We start from the raw sequence: 24,141 nt of genomic DNA, 5'->3' as shown, positions 1-24,141 counted from the left end.
TCAGAGATGAAAAAGGGGCGCGACCCAATAAATAGATGGGCGCGCCCCTCATATAGGGTTCATCGGGCGCAATGCCCAGACGCAAAGCCGCGTTACAATTTGGGATCAAGCGTGCCATCGGCATAGCGTTTGGCCATATCGTCCATCGGAATAACGCGGATTTTGCTGGCGTGACCGGCGGTGCCGAAGCGCTCGTAGCGATCTTTGCACAGCTTGGTCATCTCTTCCATCGCGGGGATGTTGAATTTGCGCGGGTCAAACTCATCAGGGTTTTCCTGCGCGATGCGGCGATAGGTGCCGGTGATCGCCATGCGGCAATCGGTGTCGATATTGACCTTGCGCACGCCCATTTTGATGCCTTTTTCGATCTCTTCCACCGGCACGCCATAGGTTTGCGGCATCTCGCCGCCATGAGCATTGATCAGATCTTGCAAATACTGCGGCACCGAAGACGAGCCGTGCATCACAAGGTGCGTCGTCGGCAAGCGTTTGTGGATCGCCTCGATGGTGCTCATGGCAAGGATCTCACCGTCGGGCTTGCGGGTGAATTTATAGGCGCCATGCGAGGTGCCACAGGCAATCGCCAACGCGTCGCATTTGGTGCGCCGCACGAAATCCACCGATTGTTCGGGATCGGTAAGCATCTGGTCGCGGGTCAATTTGCCCGATGCGCCAGAGCCGTCCTCTTCGGCAGCCTCGCCGGTTTCCAGATTGCCCAAAACGCCCAATTCGCCTTCGACAGAGGCCCCGACCCAATGGGCGATGTCGGTCACGGCGCGGGTGATTTCGACGTTATACTCATAAGAAGCGGCTGTTTTCGCATCGGCTTCAAGGCTGCCGTCCATCATCACCGAGGTAAATCCGTGGCGGATCGCGCTGGTGCAGGTGGCTTCGTTGTTGCCATGATCCTGATGCATGCAAACCGGGATATGCGGGAACATTTCCGCCATGGCTTGGATCAGGTGGCGCAGCATAATGTCACCGGCGTAATTGCGGGCGCCGCGGCTGGCTTGCAAGATCACCGGCGCATCAACGGCTTCGGCGGCGCGCATGATGGCAAGGCCTTGTTCCATATTGTTGATGTTGAACGCCGGCACGCCGTAATCGTGTTCGGCGGCATGGTCGAGCAATTGACGCAATGTGATAAGTGCCATGATAAAATCCCTTTTGTCCGGTATCGGCGGGGCGTTCCCCCGCACGGCTTTGACCTTCGACTACAATGTCGCGCGCCCTCGCGCCACAGGCATCAGGGCAATTCATGACATGTTTACGCTACCATCCATCACGCCGTTCGCACGCCGTGAACAATCGGCTCAAACGGCGGGCATATTGTGATGCTCGGCAACGCGGGTGACTTTTTCCGCCGAACCGAAAACCAACGGCACCCGCCCGTGCAACGTATCGACCTGACGTTCGAGAATCGGTGTTTCGCCATCGGTGGCCCGGCCGCCCGCCTGTTCAATGACAAACGCAATCGGCGCGCATTCGTAGATCATCCGCAAACGCCCGTTTTCATAGCCTTTGCGCGCATCCGACGGATAAAGGAAAATGCCGCCACGGCTCAAAATCCGGTGGGTTTCCGCAACCAAGGACCCGACCCAGCGCATGTTGTAATCCTTGCCGTGGGGGCCGTCTTTGCCCGCAAGGCAATTGTCGACATACGCGCGCACAGGCTGCACCCAATGGCGATAGTTCGATGCGTTGATCGCGAATTCCTTCGAGGTGGGCGCGATGGTCATTTTTTCCTCAACCAGGATGAAAACCTTTGTGTCGGGGTCAAGCACATACATTTGCGTGCCTGCACCAAAGGTGACGACCAATGCGGTTTGCGGGCCATAAACAACATAGCCGCCACAGACTTGCTCGGACGCGGGCCGCAAGAAGCTGGCCTCGGCATCGTCTTTGGCCTCGAAAATTGAAAAGATCGTGCCAATAGAGACATTCACATCGATGTTGGACGATCCATCCAGCGGATCAATGGCCAAAGCGTATTTGCCGTTCTCGTTGAGAGAATTGACCGTCTCTTGTTCCTCAGAGGCATACCACCGCACGTTTTCACGTGTCAGCGCAGCGGTGAACATCTCGTCGCACAAAACATCCAATGCCTTTTGTCCGTCGCCATCCGAGTTCTCTCCCACCAAATTGCCAAGCGATTGGCCCAGCGGCCCTTTGGCAATGATCGCCGCCACGTCGATCGACGTCCGGCACAGCGCCGCAATCACATCATAGAGGTCGGCGGGAATATGGTCGGGGGCAATCACGGGTTGGGTCATTGGGCATCCAGTTCTGAGCGATCGGGCACGCGCATGGGCGGCGAGAATGGGTTCGTCCGAGTTTAACCATAGATTGATGCGGGGTTGAACGGCAAAAGCAGCAAAGCGCGCGACGCGGGCCCCGTCACCACACGCCTGTCCGATTCCGGTTCAGGTGATCGTTTCGCCGCCATCGGCCACGATAGTCTGGCCGGTGATGTAACTCGACAGCTCGGTTGCAAGAAACAATGCGGTTCCGGCGATGTCTTCGGGCGTGCCGATCCGGCGCAACGGCGTGCGGTTTTCGGCGCGCTCCAACCGCACGGGATCTTCCCAGAGCGCTCTGGCGAAATCGGTTTTAACCAAACCGGGGGCAAGCGCATTGATGCGAATATTATCAGGTCCCCATTCGACCGCCAGATTGCGCGCCAATGCGGCTTCGGCCGCTTTGGAAATACCGTAGGCGCCGATGCTGATGTTGCCACGCATCCCTGCGATCGACGACATTATCACCACCGTGCCGCCGCCCTGTGCCGCCATAATTGGCAGAACCATGTTGCACAGATTCAAGGTCGAACGCACATTCGTGCCCATGATCTTGTCGAACACCTCGTCAGAGGTTTCCGACATCGGGCCATATACCGGATTGATCGCAGCATTGCAGATCAGCATGTCAATCTGGCCATAGGCCGCGATGGTTTTCTCCACCAAAGCTTGCAATTCTTGCTTGTGCCCAATGTGACAAGGGATCGCCATCGCTTCGCCGCCCTGGGCCGCAATGCTCTCCACCACAGGGGTGCAGGCCTCCATCGTGCGCGACGAAACGACGACATTGGCCCCGCAACGTGCAAACAGTTCGGCAATCGCGCGCCCGATCCCGCGCGATGAACCTGTCACGATTGCGGTTTTTCCGTTCAAATCCAACATATGCATCCCCTCCATCGCCCCCAGTCCCGACCATGCGGCCAGATGTGCGGACCCTTGAAATAAACTTGCGCCACGGGGGAAACTTGCGTCACGGGGGGAATGCTGCCAATCATGGCGGAAAGTTTTTCCGCATGGCGAAACACTGACTGCCAAGGCGCAGCAGCGCATCGTCGGGACGTGCGTTGAAAGCGATCACAAAGCATAGGGGCGGGGAGGCCCTGCTCATGAACACCCACCAAAAAGCGCTGCGAAACCGTTTGCAAGCCCCTAAGCTTGACGGCGAAGTGCCGGTTTATTTCGGCGTGGCTCTCGCAGCTTCGGCCGCAGCCGATCCCGATAAAATCGCAGTGATCGACGGCGACACGCGCCTTGATTGGGCAGAATTTTACATCCGCGTGTCACGGGTTGCGGCGCAATTGGCCGCGCGTGGATATGGGCGCGGTGATATGATCGCAGCCCTGTCGGAAAACAGCGCCGATTATCTAACGCTCTACTGCGGCGTGCTGTTGAGCGGTGCCTGCATGGTGCCATTGCCGCAAAGCGCTGCGCTGCCTGCTTTGCAAAAAATGCGCGCCGATTGCGGCGCAACCTTGCTGTTTACCTCTGCGGCACAGCGTGAGGTCGCCGATCAATTGGCCGCCGATGTCGTGATTGATCTGGCCGATCTGATGACATGGGCTGGTGATGCCCCAATCAATGCCCCTGCTGACGTCGCGGCGGATGATCTGTTCGATATGATCTATTCATCCGGCACCACCGGCACCCCCAAGGGCATCGCCCATGATCACCGGTTCCGCGCGCGCCAACTGAACCGGATGCCTTTGTTCGGGTTGAATGATACCGCGGTGGCGATGATGTCCACGCCGCTCTATTCCAACACCACATTGGTCGCGGTGCTGCCGGTTCTGGCGGCGGGCGGCACGGTGGTGTCGATGCCGAAATTCGACGCCGGACAGTTTCTTGAGCTAAGCCAAACGCATAAAGTCAGCCACGCAATGTTGGTGCCCGTGCAATACATGCGTCTGATGGGCCACCCGGATTTCGACCGATACGATCTGCGCGCCTATCGCGCCAAGATGTCTACCTCTGCCCCCCTACCCGGACCGTTGATCGAGCGCATTTTGAACCGCTGGCCCGGTGAGTTATACGAAATCTACGGCATGACCGAAGGCGGCGTTTCGACGGTTCTGAATTGCCGCGCCCACCCCGACAAATTGGACACCGTCGGAACACCCGCCGAGGGATGTGACGTACGGATCATCGATGAGGCGGGCAATGAATTGCCCCCCACCCAATACGGCGAGATCGTCGGCCGCTCAGGGTCAATGATGCCCGGTTATTACAACGCGCCGGACAAAACGGACGAGGTGCTTTGGCGCGATGCGAACGGGTTCGACTACATCCGCACCGGTGATATGGGCCGGTTCGACGAGGATGGTTTCCTGCACCTTCTGGACCGCCGCAAGGATATGATTATTTCCGGCGGGTTCAATATTTATGCGACGGATCTTGAGCATGTCTTGCGCGCGCATCCCGCAGTCGCGGATGTGGCCGTGATCGCGGTTCCATCAGAGGCTTGGGGCGAAACGCCTTTGGGTCTCGTGGTATTGAAATCCGGCGCGACAGATAACGCTGAAGATATTTGCGCATGGGCCAATGAACAGCTTGGTAAAACGCAGAGATTGTCGGCGGTCGTCCTACGTGACGACCTCCCGCGTTCGGAAATCGGCAAGGTTTTGAAACGCGAATTGCGCGCCGAATACGGCTCAAAGGGCTGATCCATATACTCTAAGGCACCGCGCGAAAACTGCGCGCCCCGTATAGGGCGCATGGAGGTGCGGCGGCCATAGGAATAGAAATTCCTTTGAAACATCGCCCAATTTTCGCAAAGCGGAAAATCATTTCGCAATATTGATCACCGCCCATCTTTGTGCCAATCTCAGGCATCGGAAGGAAGATCATGAACAGATTTACAGGCAAGATTGCCATCGTCACAGGCGCTTCCAGCGGCATTGGCAAAGCCACCGCAGCGCGGCTCGCTGCCGAAGGCGCAACCGTTGTTTTGGTCGACATCAACGCGGATGCGTTACAGGGGGCGATGCTGGCGGGCGACGGTCATATCGCCCTGCCCTGCGATGTCTCGGACGAGGCGGCGATCAAGGATTTGGTCGCCGAGGTCAAGCGCCAGTTTGGGCGCATCGACGTTTTGGCCAACAATGCAGGCGTGATCTGCAACCATGCTCCGATCATGGAGATCGAGTCCGATGACTGGCTGCGGGTCTTGGGCGTCAACCTCATCGGGGTTGGCAATTTTATCAAACATGTCGGTGCGGTCATGGCCGAACAAAACGCCGGTGCGATCGTGAATACGGCCTCGGTGGCCGGCCTTCGGTCCGGCGCGGGTGGCAATATCTATTCGGCCTCCAAAGCCGGAGTGATCAGCCTGACCCAAACCACCGCATGCGATTTGGGCGGCTATGGCGTGCGGGTCAACGCGGTCTGCCCCGGCCTGATTGAAACGGGCATGACCAAAGGTGTCTTCGATTACGCACGCGGCGCCGGCAAAGAAGAAAAATTGGGCCAACGGTGCGAGTTGCGCCGCTACGGACATCCGGAAGAAATCGCCGCCGCCATCGCATTTCTGGCCAGCGACGACGCCTCTTATATCACGGGACAGGCCTTGCCTGTTGATGGCGGCAATACGGCCTCGCTTAACCTGCCCGGAATGAAGGTCTGATCGTTTGAAAAACCCAACCCGGCCCATGGCCAATCTGCATATGTCCGTCTGGCCCGAAGGGGTTCCGCATCACCTTGAGTTGCCCGCACAATCGGTGGCGCAGAACCTGATCAACACGGCGGCGCGCCTGCCGGACCATCCCGCGATCCTTTTTCATGGCCGTGAAATCACCTATCGCGCGCTTCTCGCGCAGGTCGATGCGATGGCAGGCTATTTGCAACGGGTCTGCGGCGTTGCAAAGGGCGACCGCGTGTTGCTCTATGCGCAAAACTCGCCGCAATTCATCATTGGATATTATGCGATCATGCGGGCGGGTGCCGCCGTGGTGCCGGTCAACCCGATGAACCGCCACGCGGAACTGTTGCAGCTGACCGAGGATACCGGGGCGAGGGTTGCGATTGCCGGATCCGAACTTTTGGATTTCATCCAACCCTTGGTGGGTGACGGCCATTTGAACCACATCATTGTTGGTGCCTATGCGGATATGGCTGATCCTGCGTTTGATCTGAAACTGCCCGATCCATTGGGCAGCATGAGCGAGACCCAATGCAGCGGTGCAGGTGTGGTGCGGTGGTCGGACGTGATCCGCGCGGATCATAGGCCTGCCGCGCTCGATGTCGGTTTGAACGATCTGGCGTTAATCCCTTATTCGTCAGGCACCACAGGCCACCCCAAAGGCTGCACCCATTTACATCGATCGGTACAGACCACGGCCATCGGCGGCACAGTATGGCAGCCGGTGGACCATACGGCCGTGCATCTTTCGGTATTGCCGTTGTTTCACGTCACCGGCATGACCAATGGCATGAACGGCCCGATTTATGTCGGCGGAACGATTGTGGTCATGACCCGTTGGGACCGCCGCTTAGCCGCGCAATTGATCGCACGCCACCGCATCACACGATGGCGGTCGATTTCCACCATGGTGATCGATCTGGTGAATGACCCTGAATTTGACAGCTATGATCTCAGTTCCCTGCGCGCCATCGGCGGGGGCGGTGCCGCAATGCCCGCCGCCGTAGCGGCCAAGCTGCATGAGATGACAGGCCTTGATTACATCGAAGGCTACGGATTGTCCGAGACCATCGGCGGAACCCATATAAATCCCCCACAAAAGCCGCGACGCCAATGTCTTGGCATTCCGGTCATGGACGTTGACTCCCGCATTTTGAGCCTTGAAGACGGCCGCGTGCTTGGCCCCAACGAGACGGGCGAAATTATCGTGAACGGGCAGCAGGTCTTTGAGGGGTATTGGAACCGCCCCGACGCCACGGCAGACGCCTTTGTCGAATTTGATGGCAAACGGTTTTTCCGCACCGGTGACATTGGCATGTATGACGATGAAGGCTATTTTTTCATGGTCGACCGTGTCAAACGGATGATCAATGCTTCGGGGTTCAAAGTGTGGCCCGCCGAGGTCGAAACGCTCATGCATCATTGCCCGGACGTCGCCGAAGTCTGTGTCATCGGCGCGCGGGACCCGCGCCGCGGCGAGACGGTTAAAGCCTATGTCGTGCCAGCCCAGCACGCCAAAGGCCGCGCCACCGAGCAAAGCATCATCGCATGGTGCGCGGCCGAGATGGCAGCTTATAAATGCCCGAAATCCGTGATCTTTATCGACGCGTTGCCAAAGTCAGGAACCGGTAAGGTTCTTTGGCGCAGGTTAACCGAAACCGATGCCGCGCGCGGCGGGAACGCGACAAAAACCACCCAAACAGCAGAGAACTGTGCAGGGTAGGGTTTGGTTTTCAGCAAACATCTTGACCGCAGTGCGGAATTTCAAGTAACCGCGAGCAACTCGCAAGGCGCGATACGAGGCGAAGGTACAGCAAGTGAGAAAAAGAGCATCCGATACAACGGCGGACGCGGCGCAGAACACCGGCGATAATGATCGTCAGTTTGTCACGGCCTTGCACCGTGGCCTTGAGATTTTGCGCGCCTTCCACCCCAGCGACCAAGCCGGACTGGGCAATCGCGAGTTGGCCGAGCGCACCGGATTGCCGAACTCAACCGTGTCGCGTTTGACTTTCACACTGCTGAAACTTGGCTATCTGGTCTATGATGAGGGCATCGGCCGCTACCGTATGGGGGTGCCGGTGTTGTCGCTTGGGTATGCTTGCCTTGGCGGGATGCGCGTGAAGGAAACCGCGCAGGTTTATATGCAGCAGCTTGCTGACCGCTGTGGTGACGGGGTGCTTGTGGCACTGGGCGGGCGCGACAATATGTCGATGACCTATGTCGCCACGGCGCGTTCTCCCGGAATGATTTCGCTGCAATTAAATGTCGGCTCGCGCATTTCGATAACACGCTCCGCCATGGGACGCGCCTATATCGCCGCCTGTGACGAGACCGAATATGGCGATATCATAGAACGCATCCATGCGCGCTACGACCCGGCGGATGTGCCCGGCATTGTGAACGAAATCGAAAACGCCAAGCAACAGATTTCCGATCGCGGCTTCTATTCCAATATCGGCGGATGGCAAGAGGATGTGCATGCCGTCGCCGTGCCCTACCGCGCGCCCCATGGGGATAACCCGTTGATGGTGTTCAACCTTGGCGGCCCGGCCTATGTCTTGCCAAAGGATCGGCTCGAAAACGACCTTGGCCCGCAACTGGTTGAGCTCGTCAACACCGTGGCCCGCGCCGGGTTTTAATCAACCTCTTGCGCCATAACGGCCCTGCAAACCGCGTCGAGAAACAGATCAATTTCAGCGCGGATCTGCGGATCCTGTACGTGCTTTGCGATGTCTTCGGGCGTCTTCGACAACAACGGAACACAAAGCATCGGCGCGGGGTAAAACCGCTCCGAAACAGTGCCGAGCACGCGTTGCAAGTCGGCCAATACATCTTTTCCACGCGACGTGGCCTGCGCCAGAAAAATCGGTTTTGCGATAATTTCACTGCCGGACACCAGCCAATCAATTGCATTTTTAAACCCGCCGGGCAGCGCGTGAACATATTCAGGGCAGGCAATAATCAAGCCCTCTGCCGCCGCGATTTGCGCCGCAAACTCCGCGACGATGGGCGGGCGAAGCGGGTCTTCGAGATCGGGCGAGAAAATCGGCAATTGTCCGATCTTCTCGCAAAGCGTGATCTCCATCCCCTCAGGTGCGGCATCCGCCAATGCGCGCAGCAATGCAGTGTTGGTCGATGCCTCCCGCAGGCTGCCCGAGATCGCCAGAATGTTCAACGCGCAGATACCTCTCGCAACAAAAACCGGCCCCCAAATGGGCCAGTTCCAATAAAATGGACCGCAGTTAGCTGCCAGGGATCAGGGCGATTTTGCCAACGGCACCGCGCCCCAGAACGCGTTTGAGAACCTCCGCAGCCGTCGACAAAGGATAGCGCCCCTCGATCAAGGGCTTCACGCTGCCATCGTGATACCACCCGAACAATTCGCGCATGTTCTCGGCGTAATCTTCGGGTTGTGCATGGGTGAAGTTGCCCCAAAATACCCCGATCACGGCGTATTCCTTCACCAAAGCCAAATTGACAGGAAATTTCGGGATTTCTCCGCTAGCAAAACCGATCACCAAAAGCCGGCCGTTGCGGGCCATGAAACGTGTTGCGGCATTGAAGGCGTCGCCGCCAACCACGTCAAACACCACATCCGCGCCCTTGCCGCCGGTCAAGGATTTGACCTCGTCTTTGAGGTTGTCATAGCCGATCACCGCATCGGCTCCGGCATCGCGCGCGATCTGTTTCTTCTCGTCCGTGGAGGCCACGGCAATGACCCGCGCGCCGATGATTTTACCGATCTGCGCAGCTGCAATTCCGGTCGCCCCCGCCGCGCCGTAGACCACCAATGTCTCGCCCGCTTGCAAATTGGCGCGTTGCTTGAGCGCGTGGTGCGAGGTGCCATAAGCCACGATCATCGCACAGGCATCGGCCGCATCCATCCCATCGGGCATCGCGAAACAGCGGGCGGCTTCGGCCACGACCACTTCGGCATAGCCCCCCGAACATGCGGTAACCACGCGATCCCCGATCTTGAACGACGTCACACCCGCGCCCAAGGCCTCGATCGTTCCGGCGACTTCGGACCCGGGGGCAAAGGGCAAGGGCGGTTTCACCTGATAAAGCCCCTGAACCAGCAGACCGTCGGGATAGTTGACCCCCGCCGCTTCGACGCGGATTTGCACCTCGCCGTCTTTGGGCTGCGGCGCGTCGACCTCAGCGTAATCCAGCTTGTCCAAACCGGCGAATTCGCGGCACATCACCGCGTGCATTTTTTGTGACATTTCTCTCTCCCATCGCGTGGTCCGCGCCCCAAAACGAGCGCGACCTCTGCGGCCCACCATAGGCGGGGCGCCCCGCAGCAATCCAGCAAAAGCCGCATATAGAGGCAAGTTTCGCAACGTCTTGGCGCAGAGCAAAGAACGCAACGTCCGTGCGGGAAAAGACGCACGAATATTCTTTTGAAAGCCCGGCAATCGCGCTAGCGTGACCTCAGTAAAAACAGTCTACTGGGAGGAGACTATGCTAGGTATGATGATGCAGCGTCCGCTGCTGATCTCCGATATTTTGACCTATGCCGCCGAGGCATTTCCAACGGCGGATATCGTGTCCGTACGGACCGAGGGCGACATTCACCGCACCAACTACGCCGAAGTCCGTGATCGTGTGGGCCAATTGGCCAACGCGCTTTTGGCACGCGGGATAGAAATGGGCGACCGTGTGGCGACACTCGCGTGGAACGGCTATCGCCATTTTGAACTCTATTTCGCGATTTCCGGCATTGGCGCGGTTTGCCATACGATCAACCCGCGTCTTTCGGCCGAACAGATGATTTATATCGTCAATCACGCCGAAGATAAGGTGATCTTTGTCGACACGACATTCGTGCCGATTTTGGAAGCCCTGCAATCGCATTTTCCGGCGGACCTGACCTATGTGATCATGACCGACCGGGCGCATATGCCGGATACGAAATTGCCGAATGTGCTGTGCTATGAAGAGTTGATCGCGGAACAATCCAGCGAGATCGAATGGCCATTGCTCGACGAAAACACCGCATCGGGGCTGTGCTATACGTCTGGCACCACGGGCCACCCGAAGGGCGCGCTTTATTCGCATCGCTCGAATGTGTTGCACGCGCTGATGATTTCGGTGACCTTGAAAAACACCTTTGGTGAGGGCAACAGGATCATGCCGGTTGTGCCGTTGTTTCACGTCAACGCATGGGGTTTGCCCTATGCCGCGCCGCTGGTGGGCGCGTCGCTCGTTTTCCCGGGTCCGGCGATGGACGGGCCGAGCCTGTTCAAACTGATGGACAGCGAAGAGGTGTTTTCCGCATGGGGTGTTCCGACCATCTGGATGGGCCTGTTGGCAGAAATCGACGCCCAAGGCCGCAAGCCCAAGGGCTTTGGGGACGTGGCGATTGGCGGTGCCGCCGCGCCACGGTCAATGATCGAATCCTTTGAGAAAATGGGCGTATCGGTTGTTCACGCATGGGGCATGACCGAAATGAGCCCCGTCGGCACGCATGGCGCATTGCCTGGCACGCTGAAGGATGCCCCCCTCAAAGAACGCCTTGATTTCAAACAGACCCAAGGCCGCCGCCTCTTTGGCGTCGAATTGAAAATCGTCGATGAAGACGGCAATGTTCTACCCTGTGATGGCAAAGCGGTCGGCGAACTTTATGTACGCGGCAATGCCGTTGTTTCGGGCTATTACAATAACGAAGAAGCAACCGCCAAAGCCATGGACGCAGAGGGATGGTTCGGCACCGGCGACGTCGCAACGATCAGCCCCGGCGGCGTCATGTCCATTCAGGACCGTGCCAAGGATCTGATCAAATCGGGCGGCGAATGGATTTCCTCGATTGACCTGGAAAATGCCGCCTTGTCGCATCCGGCCATCGCCAATTGCGCCGCCATCGGCATGCCGCATCCGAAATGGGATGAGCGTCCGGTTCTGGTCGCCATTCCCGCAGGGGAAGAGCGCCCGAGTATCGAGGAAATGCACGCACATATGTCTGAACATTTCGCCAAATGGCAATTGCCGGATGATATCATCTGGATCGAAGAATTGCCGATGACGGCAACGGGCAAAGTGTCCAAGCTGAACCTGCGTAAGCAGTTGGCGGATTATGTTTTGCCGGATATGCGCGGCTGATCACCGATCATAGCTTAAGACAAAGGGCGCCCGATGTGGCGCCCTTTTTATGTCCGTACCCTGCGCCGGCTGCCCGTAGTCCATCGCACATCTCGTTGATGGCCCGATCTGACCGTCAGGCGCCGGTCTTTGCAGCCCGTTGCGCGCGGCTCGGGACCGTTCATGGAGATATTTAGTCGCAGCGCGCCGCACAAAACACCCGACAAAATCATCGCGCATAACGGTTCGGCCGGCTTTATCTTGACGCCGCCCGACAGATCAAACCGCCGCATCCGCCTTGCCCTCAACGGGGGACCCGCCTAGGGTCGCCGCCGCACGCCCGCCGCAGAGCGCGGGAGCCCAAATGCGAGCGCAAACCCGATGTCCAGAACACCCCCAAAACAATGCGACAGCATGAAAGACCTGCGCGCGCAGATCGACAATATCGACGCAGACTTGATTGCGCTCTTGGCCGAGCGCAGCACCTATATCGACCGCGCCGTTGACCTCAAGAAAATAGAAAACCTACCGGCGCGCACCACCGACCGCGTCGAAGAAGTGGTGCAGAATGTGCGCCGTTTGTCACAAGCACAGGGGCTGGACCCGCAGTTGGCCGAAGTGCTTTGGCGCGATCTGATCGAATGGGCCATCGCCCGCGAAGCCGTACACTTGGGCGGCTCCTAAAACGCAAAAGGCCCCGCCGTTTCGGGCGGGGCCTTGTGTGGGCAGATTGGGGGCTAGACCTCCAACCATTCCTTTTTGATGTCATCACGGGCTTTGAACTCGTCCGGTGTGCCGCCATAGACGATCTCGCCGTGGCCCATCACATAAACGCGGTCCGCGATGCGCAGGGCAATCGACAGCTTTTGCTCGACCAGTAAGATAGACACCCCGGTTTTGGCGATTTCGGCAATCATATCACCGATCTGCTGAACGATTTTCGGCGCAAGGCCTTCGGTCGGCTCGTCAATGATGATCAATTCAGGATCGCCCATCAGGGTCCGGCACATGGTCAGCATCTGCTTTTCCCCGCCTGACAGAACACCCGCCGGATTGTCGGCCCGCGCCCGCAGGTTCGGGAACATATCAAGCATGTCATCCACCGAATATTTCCCCGGCGCCTTCATGTTCTTAATCCCGAGGATCAGGTTTTGGCGCACCGTCATCGCCGGGAAGATATCACGGCTCTCGGGCACATAGCCAAGACCGAGATGCGCGATCCTGTGGCTTTCAAGCCCCGAGATCACTTCGCCCTTAAAGATGATTTCACCGCGCGGGGCAATCTCGCCCATGATCGCTTTGGCCGTGGTCGAACGCCCTACGCCGTTGCGCCCCAAAAGCGCAATCACCTCGCCCGGCATGATCTCCATGTTGACGCCGCGCAGAACGTGGCTTTTGCCATAAAATGCGTGCAGGTCGTTGACCTTCAGCATTGGCTCCGTGGCTCCTGCTGTGTTCATGCTGCGTCTCCTTCATCGAGACCATCGGCCTCATCACCCAAATAGGCTTCGCGCACCTTGGGATCGCCGCGCACCTCTTCGGGTTTGCCGGTGGCGATGATCTCGCCGTAGACAAGCACCGAAATCCGGTCCGCCAAGTTGAAAACCACGCCCATGTCATGTTCAACGATGACAAGGGTTTTGCCTTCGGTGGCTTTGGTGATCAGATCCACCGCACGATCGGTTTCCGAATGGGACATGCCCGCCGTCGGCTCGTCGAGCAGGATCACATCGGCCCCGCCTGCGATGGTAATGGCGATCTCGAGCGTGCGTTGATCCGCATAGGGCAGAAGGACAGCAGGCAAGTTTGCCTTATCGATCAGATCCACGCTCTCAAGGATTTCGGCGGTCTTTTCCGACACTTCCTTGAGGTTCCCGATATTGCGCAGGAAGCTGTACCCATAGCCCATCGAGTAGAGCACGCCGCACCGGACATTTTCGCGCACGGTCATGTTTGCGAAAATATTCGAGACCTGAAAGCTGCGCGACAGGCCTTTGCGGTTGATCTTGAACGGTGCCATTCCGCCGATCTCTTCACCGCGCAACTTCACGCTGCCCGATGTCGGGGTGTAAAGCCCCGAGATGAGGTTGAAGAGGGTGGATTTGCCCGCCCCGTTTGGCCCGATGATCGCATGACGTTCACCGGCTTTGATATCCAGATCAACGCCTTGGATGATCTTGGCCGGACCGAAACTTTTGGTCAGGCCCTTGAGGGAAAGTGCGTTCTCGCTCATGCGATCACCCCTTCTTCTGTATTGGCCAAACGGCGCAAGATCACGATGCCGGCGACCACCGGGACAACGATCAACACCCACGTCAGCGGATTACCAAAGGTCAGGTGCAGCCCGTAAGGTTCAAAGGTTTCACCGAAACCGTTGGACCAATGCACGGCAACTTCGACCAGAATGATCATGCCAAAAAGCGCCAGAGCAGAGCCGATGGCTTGACCGGCCCATCGGCCGATTACCTCACCCAGCTTTCCAGCCCGCAACGCATCGGTAAAGCCATAGAGAACACCCGCCAAACCGCCGGGGGCAAACATCACGATGCAGATGAACAGCAAGCCAAGATACAAAAGCCAGGCTTCGGTAAAATCCGAGAGCATGGATTGCATATAGGTCAATAAAATCGCACCGAGGATCGGACCGGTGAAGTAACGGATCCCGCCGATATAGGCCATCAGAAGGACCAAACCGGACGGCACGAGCGACAATGCTTCGGGTGTGAAAATCTCGTAGTTCACAGCCGCCATGCCGCCGGACAAACCGGCAAAAGCCCCTGCAAAGATAAACACCAGATACCTCACCCGCGTCGGGTTATACCCGATGAATTCGACCCGCTCGGGGTTGTCGCGCGTGGCTTCGGACAATTTGCCCAAAGGTGTGCGGGTAAAGGCAAACATGCCCGCAACGCCGACAAAGGTCCAAAAGGCGATGAACCAATAAACCTCCGATGTCGGACCCAATGAAAGGCCAAAGACTTCGTGGCCAACCATGCGATCGCCGGTGACGCCTTCTTCACCGCCAAAGATCGACCCGAACATCAAGCCCGCCGCCGCGATCAATTCGGCAATGCCCAAAGAGATCATGGCAAAGGGGGTGCCCGCGCGTTTACACGACGGCCAACCAATCACCGCGCCCGCCAATGCCCCGCCTGCAAATCCGATGACCGGCAAGAAGAAGATCGGGTAATTCGCCCAAAAGCCGCTCTCTGCCGACCCGATTGCATCCATCGCATGCACGGCGGCAAAACCACCGAGTCCGAAATAAACCGCATGGCCAAAGGACAAAAGGCCCCCGCGGCCAAGCAACATGTTGTAGCTCAAGGCGAAGACGATGTTGATACCCATCACGTTGAGCAAGGTATAGGCCGTCCCCGAAGGGCCAGACATGGGAATGATCGCCAACACGACAGCCAGCGCCAGAAACGGCAGCACGCGTTGGCGGAATTTCTGGGCTGTAGTCGGCGCCAGGTTTGCGTATTTTTGTGTGATATCGGTCAAAACTCACGGTCTCCCATCAAGCCGCGCGGGCGGATCATCAAGATCAGAACGAGCATTAGAAAGGGGATCATCGGAGCGAGGGAGGCAATCGAAATGCTGCCGACTTCGCTGGTTCCGGAAAGACCCAGGAATCCGAAGATTTCACCAAAGGTGGTGTCCACGGATATGGCAAGGGTTTGCAACAGGCCCAACAAGATCGAGGCAATAAATGCCCCTTCGAGGCTGCCCATGCCCCCCACCACGACGACCACGAAAACGATCGGCCCCATCAGGACCGCCATCGACGGTTCGGTCACAAGGTAATTGCCACCGATCACACCCGCCAAACCGGCAAGCGCACAACCGGCGCCGAATACGGTCATAAAAATCCGTGGAACGTTATGACCAAGGTGCCCGACCATATGTGGATGGGTCAGCGCAGCTTGAATGATCAAGCCCGCACGGGTTTTTTTCAGCAAGAACCACAGCGCAACAAGCATCGAAATCGCCACGAAGAGCATAAAGATACGGTAAGCGGGATAATCCGAGCCATAGAGCCGAAAGATTGTGAAATCGAGGGCCTCGGGGATCCGGTAATTGACCGCATTGCGGCCCCAGATAATTTTGACGATCTCGTCAATCAGATAGGCAAGGCCGAAGGTGAACAGCAACTCGGCCACATGGCCGTTGGCATGTACCTTTCTCAACCCCCATTTTTCGACTCCGGCGCCAACCAATCCGGCAAGAATCGGGGCAAGGATCAGGGCGAACCAAAAGTTGGTGCTTTGGGTGATTGTATAGGCAAAATAGGCGCCAAGCATATAAAAGCTGGCATGGGCGAAGTTCAACACTCCCATCATGCTGAAGATCAACGTTAAACCGCTGGACAGCATAAACAACAGAAGGCCGTAAATCACCCCGTTCAAGAGCGAGGGTACGAACGTTTCCATGGAAACCTCTCTAGAAAAGAGGGTGCCGCACGGCCAGCGCACGACACCCTGATTTACATAACAGACGACGGCGGCTTACTTGGCCGGACGTTCCATGTTGCAAGTGGTTTCAAGTGCCGTGGCTTCCGCTTCGATGCGATCTTCGTCGCCTGCAACCCAACCCAAAGGCAAATCTTCCACGCCGCGCTTCACGTTGTCGGAGAAGGTCGAAACGAACATCGGCTGCAGGAGCTGGTGGTTGTCAGCGCGCATGGTGATTTTGCCATAGGGGCTTTCATACTCCAGACCCTCCAAGGCAAACGCGACATCTTTAGGGGTCGTGCTGCCGGCTTTCTCTGCCGCCATTTTGAACATGTTCATCGCGTTGTGAATCCGGTGGTAGTAATAGTTGTTGTCCGGATATGCGGCTTCGAAGGCCTCGATATACGCGTTTTGCTCTGGTGTGGTTTCAAGGTTGGTATTGCCCTCAACGATCGCCTTCACTTGGCCAACCGCGCTTTCCCCCATCGCCACAGCCGCACCAAGCGAGCCACCATAATAGGTGAGGATCGGGCCTTCGAACCCAGAGCTGATCGCGGCTTTAACAAGCAAAACCATATCCGCGCCCCAGTTGCCCGTGATCATCGCATCCGCACCGGAGGCGATGATTTTCTGCACATAGGGGGTGAAGTCTTTGACCTTACCGAGCGGATGCAACTCGTTGCCCACGATCTCAATGTCGGGACGTTTGGCTTCGAGGTCCGAAACAGCAGAGGCCGCAACGGCCTTACCGAAAGAGTAATCCTGACCGATGATATAGACCGATTTGATATCGTCCTGGTCTTTGATCCAATCGGTCACAGCCGCCATTTTCATATCCGCATCGGCATCGAAACGGAAATGGTAGAACATGCAGCGATCATTGGTGAACGACGGGTCAACCGCAGCGTAATTGAGGAACATGACCTCATCGCCCGGATTGCGTTTGTTGTGCTTGGAGATCGCATCGATCAAAGCGGATGCCACAGCCGATCCATTGCCCTGCGCGATATAGCGCGCGCCCTTATCGAGGGCCTTTTGCAACTGAACCAGAGATTCTTTTGGGTTTACCTTGTTGTCGTAGCCGATGACTTCGATCTCTTGGCCGACGATACCGCCCTTGGCATTTATCATATCGGCCGCGAAGGTCCACTCTTTCAGCGCCGCGTCACCCGAGGGTCCAAAGGGGCCGGAAAAGGGGTCAATGACCGCAATTTTCAACGTGTCAGCAGATGCGCCAGCGGCAACCAAGGCCATCGCGGCTGCGAGCGCCGCAGATTTCATCAATTTCATATTATAGTCCTCCCATTAAAAACCGCCCATTTTTTTCAGGCGCTTCCTGTGGTTGATCAAATGTCGAAACAAGCCCGCTTGTCAATAGATCCGTGAAATTCTATTCTGCACTGCGAAACAATACCTGCAGGGAGGAGCCGGCGAGTGGAGTTTGATCAAGATTTAGAGGCGTTTCGGGCCCAGATTCGCGATTGGATCGAGACCTCATGCGGGGCGGACAATCGCGGCTCTGCACAGGAGGCTGCGGCACCCCCTCTTGAGACAGACAATGCCATCTGTTGGGGGGGACGTAACTTCAACTTCGCCTCCGGGACGCAACGTAATTGGACGCAGGCAGCCGCGAACCAGATGACCGCGCCCAGTTGGCCGAAAGTATACGGTGGCGCAGGGTTGCCCCCCGCACAAATCAAGATCAACCATAACAAAATCTATCATAAAGAGCAGCGCCCGCCCGGGGTGCCGATGTGTTCGGCATGGGCTTTTTCATGAAACGCGCCCGCGTGGGTGCAAAATGGCTTGGCGATGACGGCGATCATGCCGCACGCCTTGCCACCGCAAGAGGATTTTAAACGATGAACACCATGACCCCCAACGCCCTTTTCGATTTGACAGGAAAGGTGGCGCTTGTCACCGGCGGGGCCACCGGCATTGGCCGTATGGCCGCGACAGGTCTGGCCGCAGCGGGCGCGCGCGTTCTCATCGCCAGCCGCAAGGCCGATGCATGTGAAGCCGTCGCCGCCGAGATCAACGCCTCTGGTGTGGCGGGCAGCGTCGAAGGCTTTGGCGGCGACGTCGCCACCGAAGCGGGCATTGACGCGCTGGTGGCCGAGGTGCAATCGCGCACGGACAAACTCAACATCCTGATGAACAACGCAGGCCGCACATGGGGCGCCCCAATTGGTGAACACCCCTATGAGGCGTGGGACAAACTGCTGTCGCTCAACGTTCAAGGCATGTTCCACCTGACGCAACAACTCTTGCCTCTATTGAAAGCCGCCAGCACCGCCGAAGACCCCGCCCGCGTGGTCAATGTCGGATCGGTGATGGGCGACATTCCCAAAGGCACATCCACCTATTCCTATGCCGTGTCCAAAGGCGCGGTGCATCACATGACCCGCGTGTTGAGCAACGATCTCGCCCCCGAAGGCATCACGGTCAACGCCATCGCGCCCGGACCGTTCGTGTCGAAAATGACCGCCTTTGCGCTCGGCACCGAAGAGGGCAAAGCCGAATCCGCCAAGGGCGTGCCTTTGGGCCGCGTCGGCAGCCCCGAAGACGTCGCCGGGGCGCTGCAATATCTATGCGGGCGCGGCGGGGCCTATGTGTCGGGCGCGATCCTGCCTCTGTCCGGCGGCATGCAATCCAACGCCCCCGGCTCTTTGTTTAACGAGGATCTATAATCATGGCAAAGCAACTCACCCGCGCAGAATACGAAGCCTTTGTCGGCAAGGAAATCGGCGTGTCGCAATGGTATACGATCACCCAAGATCAGATCGACCAATTCGCCGATTGCACCCACGACCATCAATTCATCCATGTGGATCCCGAGGCTGCGGCGCACTCCCCCTTCGGGACGACAATCGCGCATGGGTTCCTGACCGTCTCGCTGATGTCGGCCATGCTTTATGAAATGCCCTCTCTCGAAGGCGTTGCGATGGGCGTCAATTACGGCATGAACAAACTGCGCTTTGTCTCGCCGGTCAAAGTCGGATCGCGCGTGCGCGGCCGCTTTGTGTTGCAAGCCTTGGACGATATCCGCGAAGGTGAAATTCAAACCACTTTCGCCGTGACCGTCGAGATCGAAAACCAAGAGAAACCCGCGGTCGTCGCAGAATGGTTGGGCCGTCGCTATTTAGGAGCAAGCACATGAGCAAAGTAGATTTCACCGGCCGCGTTGCCATTGTGACCGGCGCGGGCGTCGGGCTGGGGCGCTCGCATGCGCTTGGCCTTGCGGCGCGCGGGGCCAAGGTTGTGGTCAATGATTTGGGCGTTGCCACCGACGGCACGGGATCATCCTCGGCGCAGGCCGAAGCCGTGGTCAAGGAAATCCGTGATGCCGGCGGCGCGGCCATCGCCCATGGCGCCAATGTCACCGATGAGGCCCAAGTCAAAGACATGGTCGATCAGGCAATTTCCGAATGGGGCCATGTTGATATTTTGGTCAACAACGCGGGGATTTTACGCGACAAAACCTTTGTGAAGATGGAGTTGCCCGACTTCCGCCTTGTGCTGGATGTGCATTTGATGGGATCGGTCGTGACCACCAAAGCCCTATGGGACCACTTCCGCGCGCGCGAATACGGCCGCATCGTTTACACCACCTCGGCCAGCGGCCTCTATGGCAATTTTGGCCAATCCAATTACGGCGCCGCGAAAATGGGCGTTGTCGGATTGATGAACGTTCTGTGCCAAGAAGGCGCAAAACATAACATCAAGATCAACACCTTGGCCCCGACGGCCGCGACACGGATGACCGAAGGTCTGCTGCCGCAGCAGGTCTTGGAATTGCTCCGCCCCGAAACCATCACGCCGGGTCTTTTGGCTTTGGTCGCCGAGGGCGCGCCCACGAAAATGATCCTCGGGGCCGGTGGCGGATGCTTTGCCGAAACCAAGATCTATGAAACCCAAGGCGTTGCTTTTGGCGATGATGAACTTGACGTCGATAACATCCTCGACCGTATGGACGACATCCGCAATCCGGAGGGCCAAAAAGAAATGGCCGGCGCCTTCGATCAAACCGGCAAATATGCTCAGATGGCTGCCGCGATCCGTGGCATCACATTGCCAAGCAAATGATCACCGCGAAATTCACAACATCCATTCACAACACCTAAGGAATATACTCATGCGTGACGCAGTCATCGTCTCCACCGCGCGGACCCCGATCGGCAAAGCCTATCGCGGCGCGTTCAACAACACCCAAGCGCAAGAATTGATCGGCCATGCCGTATCGAATGCGGTTTCGCGCGCCGGCCTTGACGGCTCGGAAATCTCCGATTGTTTGGTCGGCTCCGCGATCCAGCAAGGGTCGACAGGCAACAACATCGCCCGCCAAGCCGTGATCCGCGCCGGATTGCCCACCAGCATCGCCGGCATGTCGATGGACCGCCAATGTGCATCCGGCCTTATGGCGATTGCGACGGCGGCCAAACAGGTCATCCATGACGGCATGCAGATCTGCATCGGCGGCGGCGTGGAATCGATCTCTCTGGTGCAGAACCAGAACATGCGCACCGACCGCGCGGGTGATCCGTGGATCAAGGAAAACAAACCCGAACTTTACATGTCGATGCTGGAAACCGCTGAAATCGTTGCGGCGCGTTACAACGTGTCGCGCGAAGACCAAGACGCCTATGCTCTGCGCAGCCAACAACGCACCGCTGCGGCGCAAGAGGCCGGTAAATTCGACGATGAAATCGTGCCGCTGACCACAAATATGGGCGTGATGGACAAAGAAACCAAAGAGGTTTCGTTCAAAGAAGTCACTTTGGCCAAAGACGAAGGCAACCGCCCCTCGACCGTTTTGGAAAACCTGCAATCGCTGTCGCCGGTGTTCAAAGACGGCCAGACGATCAAGGAAGGCAAATTCATCACCGCCGGTAACGCATCGCAATTGTCGGACGGCGCGTCGGCCTCGGTGATCATGGAAGCCAAAGAAGCCGAAAAACGCGGGCTGCAACCGCTTGGCCGCTATGTTGGTGTGATGGCTGCGGGCTGCGAGCCGGACGAAATGGGCATTGGCCCAATCTACGCGGTGCCGAAACTGCTCGAAGCGCATGGTTTGAAAATGGACGACATCGGCCTTTGGGAGTTGAACGAAGCTTTCGCCTCTCAGGTTTTGCAATCCCAACGCGTCTTGGGCATTCCTGATGAGATCCTCAACGTCAACGGCGGCGCGATCTCTGTCGGTCACCCCTACGGCATGTCCGGCGCGCGTATGGTTGGCCATGCGCTCATCGAAGGCAAACGTCGCGGCGCGAAATACGTGGTTGTGACCATGTGCGTCGGCGGCGGCATGGGGGCTGCGGGCCTCTTCGAGGTTCTCTAGGCATCCGATCACCAAAGGGGGTCGCGGCAATGTTGCGGCCCCTTCCCTTCTCAATACCCCTCTTTCTATCGGAGACTATTCATGCCCGAGCTTATCGTCGTCCGCCATGCGCAGGCCTCTTTCGGCGCCGCCAATTACGACGTTCTTTCCGACCTCGGCCACGAGCAGTCATTCGAGTTGGGCAAGGCATTGGCCGCCCAAGGCGTGCGGCCCGATGCGTTTTTCATTGGCGCACAACGCCGCCACCGCGAAACCTATGAAGGCATTGCACGCGGCATGGGATTGAAGGCCGCACCGGCCATGATTCATACGGGCCTTAACGAATTTGATTTCAAAGAACTGTTGAACGCGCACTACCGCCACACACCGCCGCCCGAACATATGCACACCGAACGCAAAAGCCATTTTCGCACCCTACGCGATACGGTTCTGGCATGGCAGAAAGGCGAAGTCGTGGACCCGCCCGAAACATGGGAGGCCTTCACCGCCCGCGTCGAGGAGGCCCGCAAAGCGATGATCTCTGGTGCGGGGCAGTCCGTCCTTGCGGTTTCGTCCGGCGGGGCCATTGGCCAAATGCTGGCGGCCTGCGTTGATGCGCCCGATGCCCAGCAAATCAAACTCCAACTGCAAATGAAAAACTGCGCGGTGAACCGGTTCGTGTTTTCGCCGCATAGTTTCTACCTGCATGGGTATAACGAGACACCACATATCCATGCATCCAACGCCGATCCGATGCTCACCTATAGCTAAGAAAAGGGCCGAACATGACGACACCCGACCCCGCCAAGCTCGACACAACGGCCGTGGCCAAATGGTTGACCGCCAATATGGAAGGCTTTGAAGGCCCGATCGAGGCCGAGAAATTCGACGTTGGGCAATCCAACCCGACCTTCCGCCTCACGACCCCCAAGGCCAATTATGTTTTGCGCCGCAAACCCCCCGGTGTTTTGCTCAAATCCGCCCATGCGGTTGACCGCGAATTTCGCGTGCAATCGGCCCTGCAAGGCTCGGACGTGCCGGTCGCCAAAATGCATGTATTATGCGAGGATGATGATGTTATCGGCTCGATGTTCTATGTGATGGACGAGGTGAAGGGCCGCAATCTCAACCTGCCCGACATGCCGGAAATCCCCGTGGATGACCGGCGCCCGATTTTGGACGAGATGGGCCGCGTGTTGGCCGCGATCCACGACATTGATCTCGATGCGACGGGCTTGTCCGATTACGGACCCACCGGCAATTACTACCGCCGCCAGATCGACCGTTGGACCAAACAATACCGCGCGTCGCAAACCGATCAGATCCCCGCGATGGAAGATCTGATCACTTGGCTCGATGGCAATATTCCTGACGATGACGGGCAACGCACTTTGGTCCATGGCGACTACCGCATCGACAATATGCTGTTTGCGCCCGACGGCCCGACATGCGCCGCAGTGCTGGATTGGGAATTGTCGACAACGGGCCATCCCTATGCCGATCTGGCTGCCGTGATCATGCAATGGGGCATGCCGCCCGGTCCGGAAGGGCGCGGATTGGCAGGCATCGACCGCAAGGCCGAAGGTTTGATGACGGACGAAGAATTTATCGAGGCCTATTGCACACGCCGCGGCATTGGCGAAATCGACAAGTTCGGGTTTTATCTGGCCTTCACGCTGTTCCGCATGGGCGGCATCATCCAAGGCGTCTACAAACGCGCCCTTGATGGCAATGCGTCGAACCCCGAACATGCGCTCAAACTCGGCGCCGCAGTGCCGCGATTTGCCGCGCACGGGCTTGCGGCGGCCAAAACCGTCTGATCCAAGGCACAGCACAGGGCGCGGCAATTGTAGCGCCCTTTTTCCATCACACCCTCCCGAAAGGCCCGCTATGACGCAAGATATAGACCCCGCATTGGTCGAAGCCCCCTACCCGCTACAACAACATCTCGGCTTTACGATAACAGCGTGGCAGCCCGATTATGCACGGTTTGAATTGCCGTTGGAGCCGTTTTTGATGAACCGATACGGTATTGCCCATGGCGGCGTGCATGCGGTGATGCTCGATACCGTGATGGGATATTGCGGGTGCTACACCGGTGATCGCGACAATCCGAAACTGGCGATGACCCTCACGCTGAACGTCAATTACATCGGGCAGGCCAAAGGCAATGTGCTTATCGCAGAAGGTCGCCGCACAGGCGGCGGGCGCAAAACATTTTTTGCCGAGGCGACCATCATGGACGAGCTTGGCACCAAAGTGGCCACCGGCACGGGCGTTTTCCGGTATCGCAGCACGCGCTGATCATCCCAGGCCCGAATTATGCCGCGACGAAAACCACGCATATTTCGCTTAGGA

23 protein-coding genes are annotated in these 24,141 nt (G+C 57.8%); 13 read left to right on the top strand and 10 right to left on the bottom strand.

What is annotated here, in order from left to right; all coding sequences use genetic code 11:
• Positions 1-92: 92 nt before the first annotated feature.
• The 3 genes from fba to DI396_RS12215 all read right to left on the bottom strand — a co-directional run bounded on the left by fba (position 93) and on the right by DI396_RS12215 (position 3,179).
• The gene (fba, locus tag DI396_RS12230; RefSeq protein ID WP_110796510.1) at positions 93-1,154 is read right to left on the bottom strand and encodes a class II fructose-bisphosphate aldolase; all 1,062 of its coding nucleotides are present in this window, start codon (positions 1,152-1,154) and stop codon (positions 93-95) included.
• Positions 1,155-1,313: 159 nt separating this feature from the next.
• Complete coding sequence (locus DI396_RS12220; protein WP_110796508.1) at positions 1,314-2,273, bottom strand: class 1 fructose-bisphosphatase; 960 nt, start codon at positions 2,271-2,273, stop codon at positions 1,314-1,316.
• Between the two features lie 150 nt (positions 2,274-2,423).
• A complete protein-coding gene (locus DI396_RS12215; protein WP_110796605.1) occupies positions 2,424-3,179 on the bottom strand; it encodes an SDR family NAD(P)-dependent oxidoreductase in 756 nt (251 codons plus the stop codon).
• Positions 3,180-3,403: 224 nt separating this feature from the next.
• On the opposite strand from DI396_RS12215, the gene DI396_RS12210 reads away from it, so the two are divergent.
• The 4 genes from DI396_RS12210 to DI396_RS12195 all read left to right on the top strand — a co-directional run bounded on the left by DI396_RS12210 (position 3,404) and on the right by DI396_RS12195 (position 8,573).
• Positions 3,404-4,957, top strand: a complete 1,554-nt coding sequence (locus DI396_RS12210; protein WP_110796507.1) for a class I adenylate-forming enzyme family protein — start codon at positions 3,404-3,406, stop codon at positions 4,955-4,957.
• A 182-nt stretch (positions 4,958-5,139) separates the two neighbouring features.
• A complete protein-coding gene (locus tag DI396_RS12205) occupies positions 5,140-5,916 on the top strand; it encodes an SDR family NAD(P)-dependent oxidoreductase (RefSeq protein ID WP_110796506.1) in 777 nt (258 codons plus the stop codon).
• 4 nt (positions 5,917-5,920) lie between these two features.
• Entirely contained in the window at positions 5,921-7,654 is a 1,734-nt protein-coding gene (locus DI396_RS12200; protein WP_235851857.1) for a long-chain-fatty-acid--CoA ligase, read from the top strand.
• Between the two features lie 94 nt (positions 7,655-7,748).
• Positions 7,749-8,573: an IclR family transcriptional regulator gene (locus DI396_RS12195; RefSeq protein WP_110796504.1), complete on the top strand. Its 825-nt coding sequence runs from the start codon at positions 7,749-7,751 to the stop codon at positions 8,571-8,573.
• On the opposite strand, the gene DI396_RS12190 is transcribed toward DI396_RS12195, so the two are convergent.
• Both DI396_RS12190 and DI396_RS12185 read right to left on the bottom strand, forming a co-directional pair.
• Positions 8,570-9,109 (bottom strand): NADPH-dependent FMN reductase, encoded by a 540-nt coding sequence (locus DI396_RS12190; RefSeq protein ID WP_110796503.1) that lies wholly within the window; start codon positions 9,107-9,109, stop codon positions 8,570-8,572. The two genes, DI396_RS12195 and DI396_RS12190, sit on opposite strands and share 4 nt — an antisense overlap.
• Positions 9,110-9,176: 67 nt before the next feature.
• Positions 9,177-10,160 (bottom strand): NADPH:quinone oxidoreductase family protein, encoded by a 984-nt coding sequence (locus DI396_RS12185; RefSeq protein ID WP_235851856.1) that lies wholly within the window; start codon positions 10,158-10,160, stop codon positions 9,177-9,179.
• 238 nt (positions 10,161-10,398) lie between these two features.
• Here DI396_RS12185 and DI396_RS12180 point away from each other — a divergent pair, with 238 nt between their 5' ends.
• A complete protein-coding gene (locus DI396_RS12180) occupies positions 10,399-12,036 on the top strand; it encodes a long-chain fatty acid--CoA ligase (RefSeq protein ID WP_110796502.1) in 1,638 nt (545 codons plus the stop codon).
• A gap of 393 nt (positions 12,037-12,429) precedes the next feature.
• Positions 12,430-12,699: a chorismate mutase gene (locus tag DI396_RS12175; protein ID WP_110796501.1), complete on the top strand. Its 270-nt coding sequence runs from the start codon at positions 12,430-12,432 to the stop codon at positions 12,697-12,699.
• Between the two features lie 53 nt (positions 12,700-12,752).
• On the opposite strand, the gene DI396_RS12170 is transcribed toward DI396_RS12175, so the two are convergent.
• From DI396_RS12170 to DI396_RS12150, 5 genes are all read right to left on the bottom strand, one after another.
• Positions 12,753-13,475, bottom strand: coding sequence for an ABC transporter ATP-binding protein (locus DI396_RS12170; RefSeq protein ID WP_204362848.1), 723 nt, complete (start codon positions 13,473-13,475; stop codon positions 12,753-12,755).
• On the bottom strand, positions 13,472-14,248 hold the full coding sequence (locus DI396_RS12165) for an ABC transporter ATP-binding protein (RefSeq protein ID WP_110796499.1): 777 nt from the start codon (positions 14,246-14,248) through the stop codon (positions 13,472-13,474). The genes DI396_RS12170 and DI396_RS12165 overlap by 4 nt, the downstream gene beginning before the upstream one ends.
• Positions 14,245-15,516 (bottom strand): branched-chain amino acid ABC transporter permease, encoded by a 1,272-nt coding sequence (locus DI396_RS12160; protein WP_110796498.1) that lies wholly within the window; start codon positions 15,514-15,516, stop codon positions 14,245-14,247. Before DI396_RS12160 ends, DI396_RS12165 begins: the two co-directional genes overlap by 4 nt.
• The gene (locus DI396_RS12155; RefSeq protein ID WP_110796497.1) at positions 15,513-16,445 is read right to left on the bottom strand and encodes a branched-chain amino acid ABC transporter permease; all 933 of its coding nucleotides are present in this window, start codon (positions 16,443-16,445) and stop codon (positions 15,513-15,515) included. Before DI396_RS12155 ends, DI396_RS12160 begins: the two co-directional genes overlap by 4 nt.
• A 75-nt stretch (positions 16,446-16,520) precedes the next feature.
• Positions 16,521-17,756: a branched-chain amino acid ABC transporter substrate-binding protein gene (locus tag DI396_RS12150; protein WP_110796496.1), complete on the bottom strand. Its 1,236-nt coding sequence runs from the start codon at positions 17,754-17,756 to the stop codon at positions 16,521-16,523.
• Positions 17,757-18,337: 581 nt separating this feature from the next.
• Between DI396_RS12150 and DI396_RS12145 the strand changes: the two genes are divergently transcribed.
• From DI396_RS12145 to DI396_RS12115, 7 genes are all read left to right on the top strand, one after another.
• Positions 18,338-19,156 carry an SDR family NAD(P)-dependent oxidoreductase gene (locus DI396_RS12145; protein ID WP_110796603.1) on the top strand — a complete coding sequence of 273 codons (819 nt, stop codon included), beginning with the start codon at positions 18,338-18,340 and terminating at the stop codon, positions 19,154-19,156.
• Positions 19,157-19,158: 2 nt separating this feature from the next.
• Positions 19,159-19,626, top strand: a complete 468-nt coding sequence (locus DI396_RS12140; protein WP_110796495.1) for a MaoC family dehydratase — start codon at positions 19,159-19,161, stop codon at positions 19,624-19,626.
• Complete coding sequence (locus tag DI396_RS12135; protein WP_110796494.1) at positions 19,623-20,552, top strand: SDR family NAD(P)-dependent oxidoreductase; 930 nt, start codon at positions 19,623-19,625, stop codon at positions 20,550-20,552. The genes DI396_RS12140 and DI396_RS12135 overlap by 4 nt, the downstream gene beginning before the upstream one ends.
• Before the next feature lie 49 nt (positions 20,553-20,601).
• Complete coding sequence (locus tag DI396_RS12130; protein WP_110796493.1) at positions 20,602-21,804, top strand: acetyl-CoA C-acyltransferase; 1,203 nt, start codon at positions 20,602-20,604, stop codon at positions 21,802-21,804.
• 81 nt (positions 21,805-21,885) lie between these two features.
• Complete coding sequence (locus DI396_RS12125; RefSeq protein ID WP_110796492.1) at positions 21,886-22,554, top strand: histidine phosphatase family protein; 669 nt, start codon at positions 21,886-21,888, stop codon at positions 22,552-22,554.
• A gap of 14 nt (positions 22,555-22,568) precedes the next feature.
• Positions 22,569-23,603, top strand: a complete 1,035-nt coding sequence (locus DI396_RS12120) for a phosphotransferase family protein (protein ID WP_110796491.1) — start codon at positions 22,569-22,571, stop codon at positions 23,601-23,603.
• 70 nt (positions 23,604-23,673) lie between these two features.
• On the top strand, positions 23,674-24,087 hold the full coding sequence (locus tag DI396_RS12115) for a PaaI family thioesterase (protein WP_110796490.1): 414 nt from the start codon (positions 23,674-23,676) through the stop codon (positions 24,085-24,087).
• Positions 24,088-24,141: the final 54 nt, after the last annotated feature.

This window comes from Litorivita pollutaquae (assembly GCF_003205515.1).
Lineage (GTDB): Bacteria > Pseudomonadota > Alphaproteobacteria > Rhodobacterales > Rhodobacteraceae > Litorivita > Litorivita pollutaquae.
Note: the sequence above shows the minus strand (reverse complement) of the source record. Positions and strands in the feature narration are given on the sequence as shown.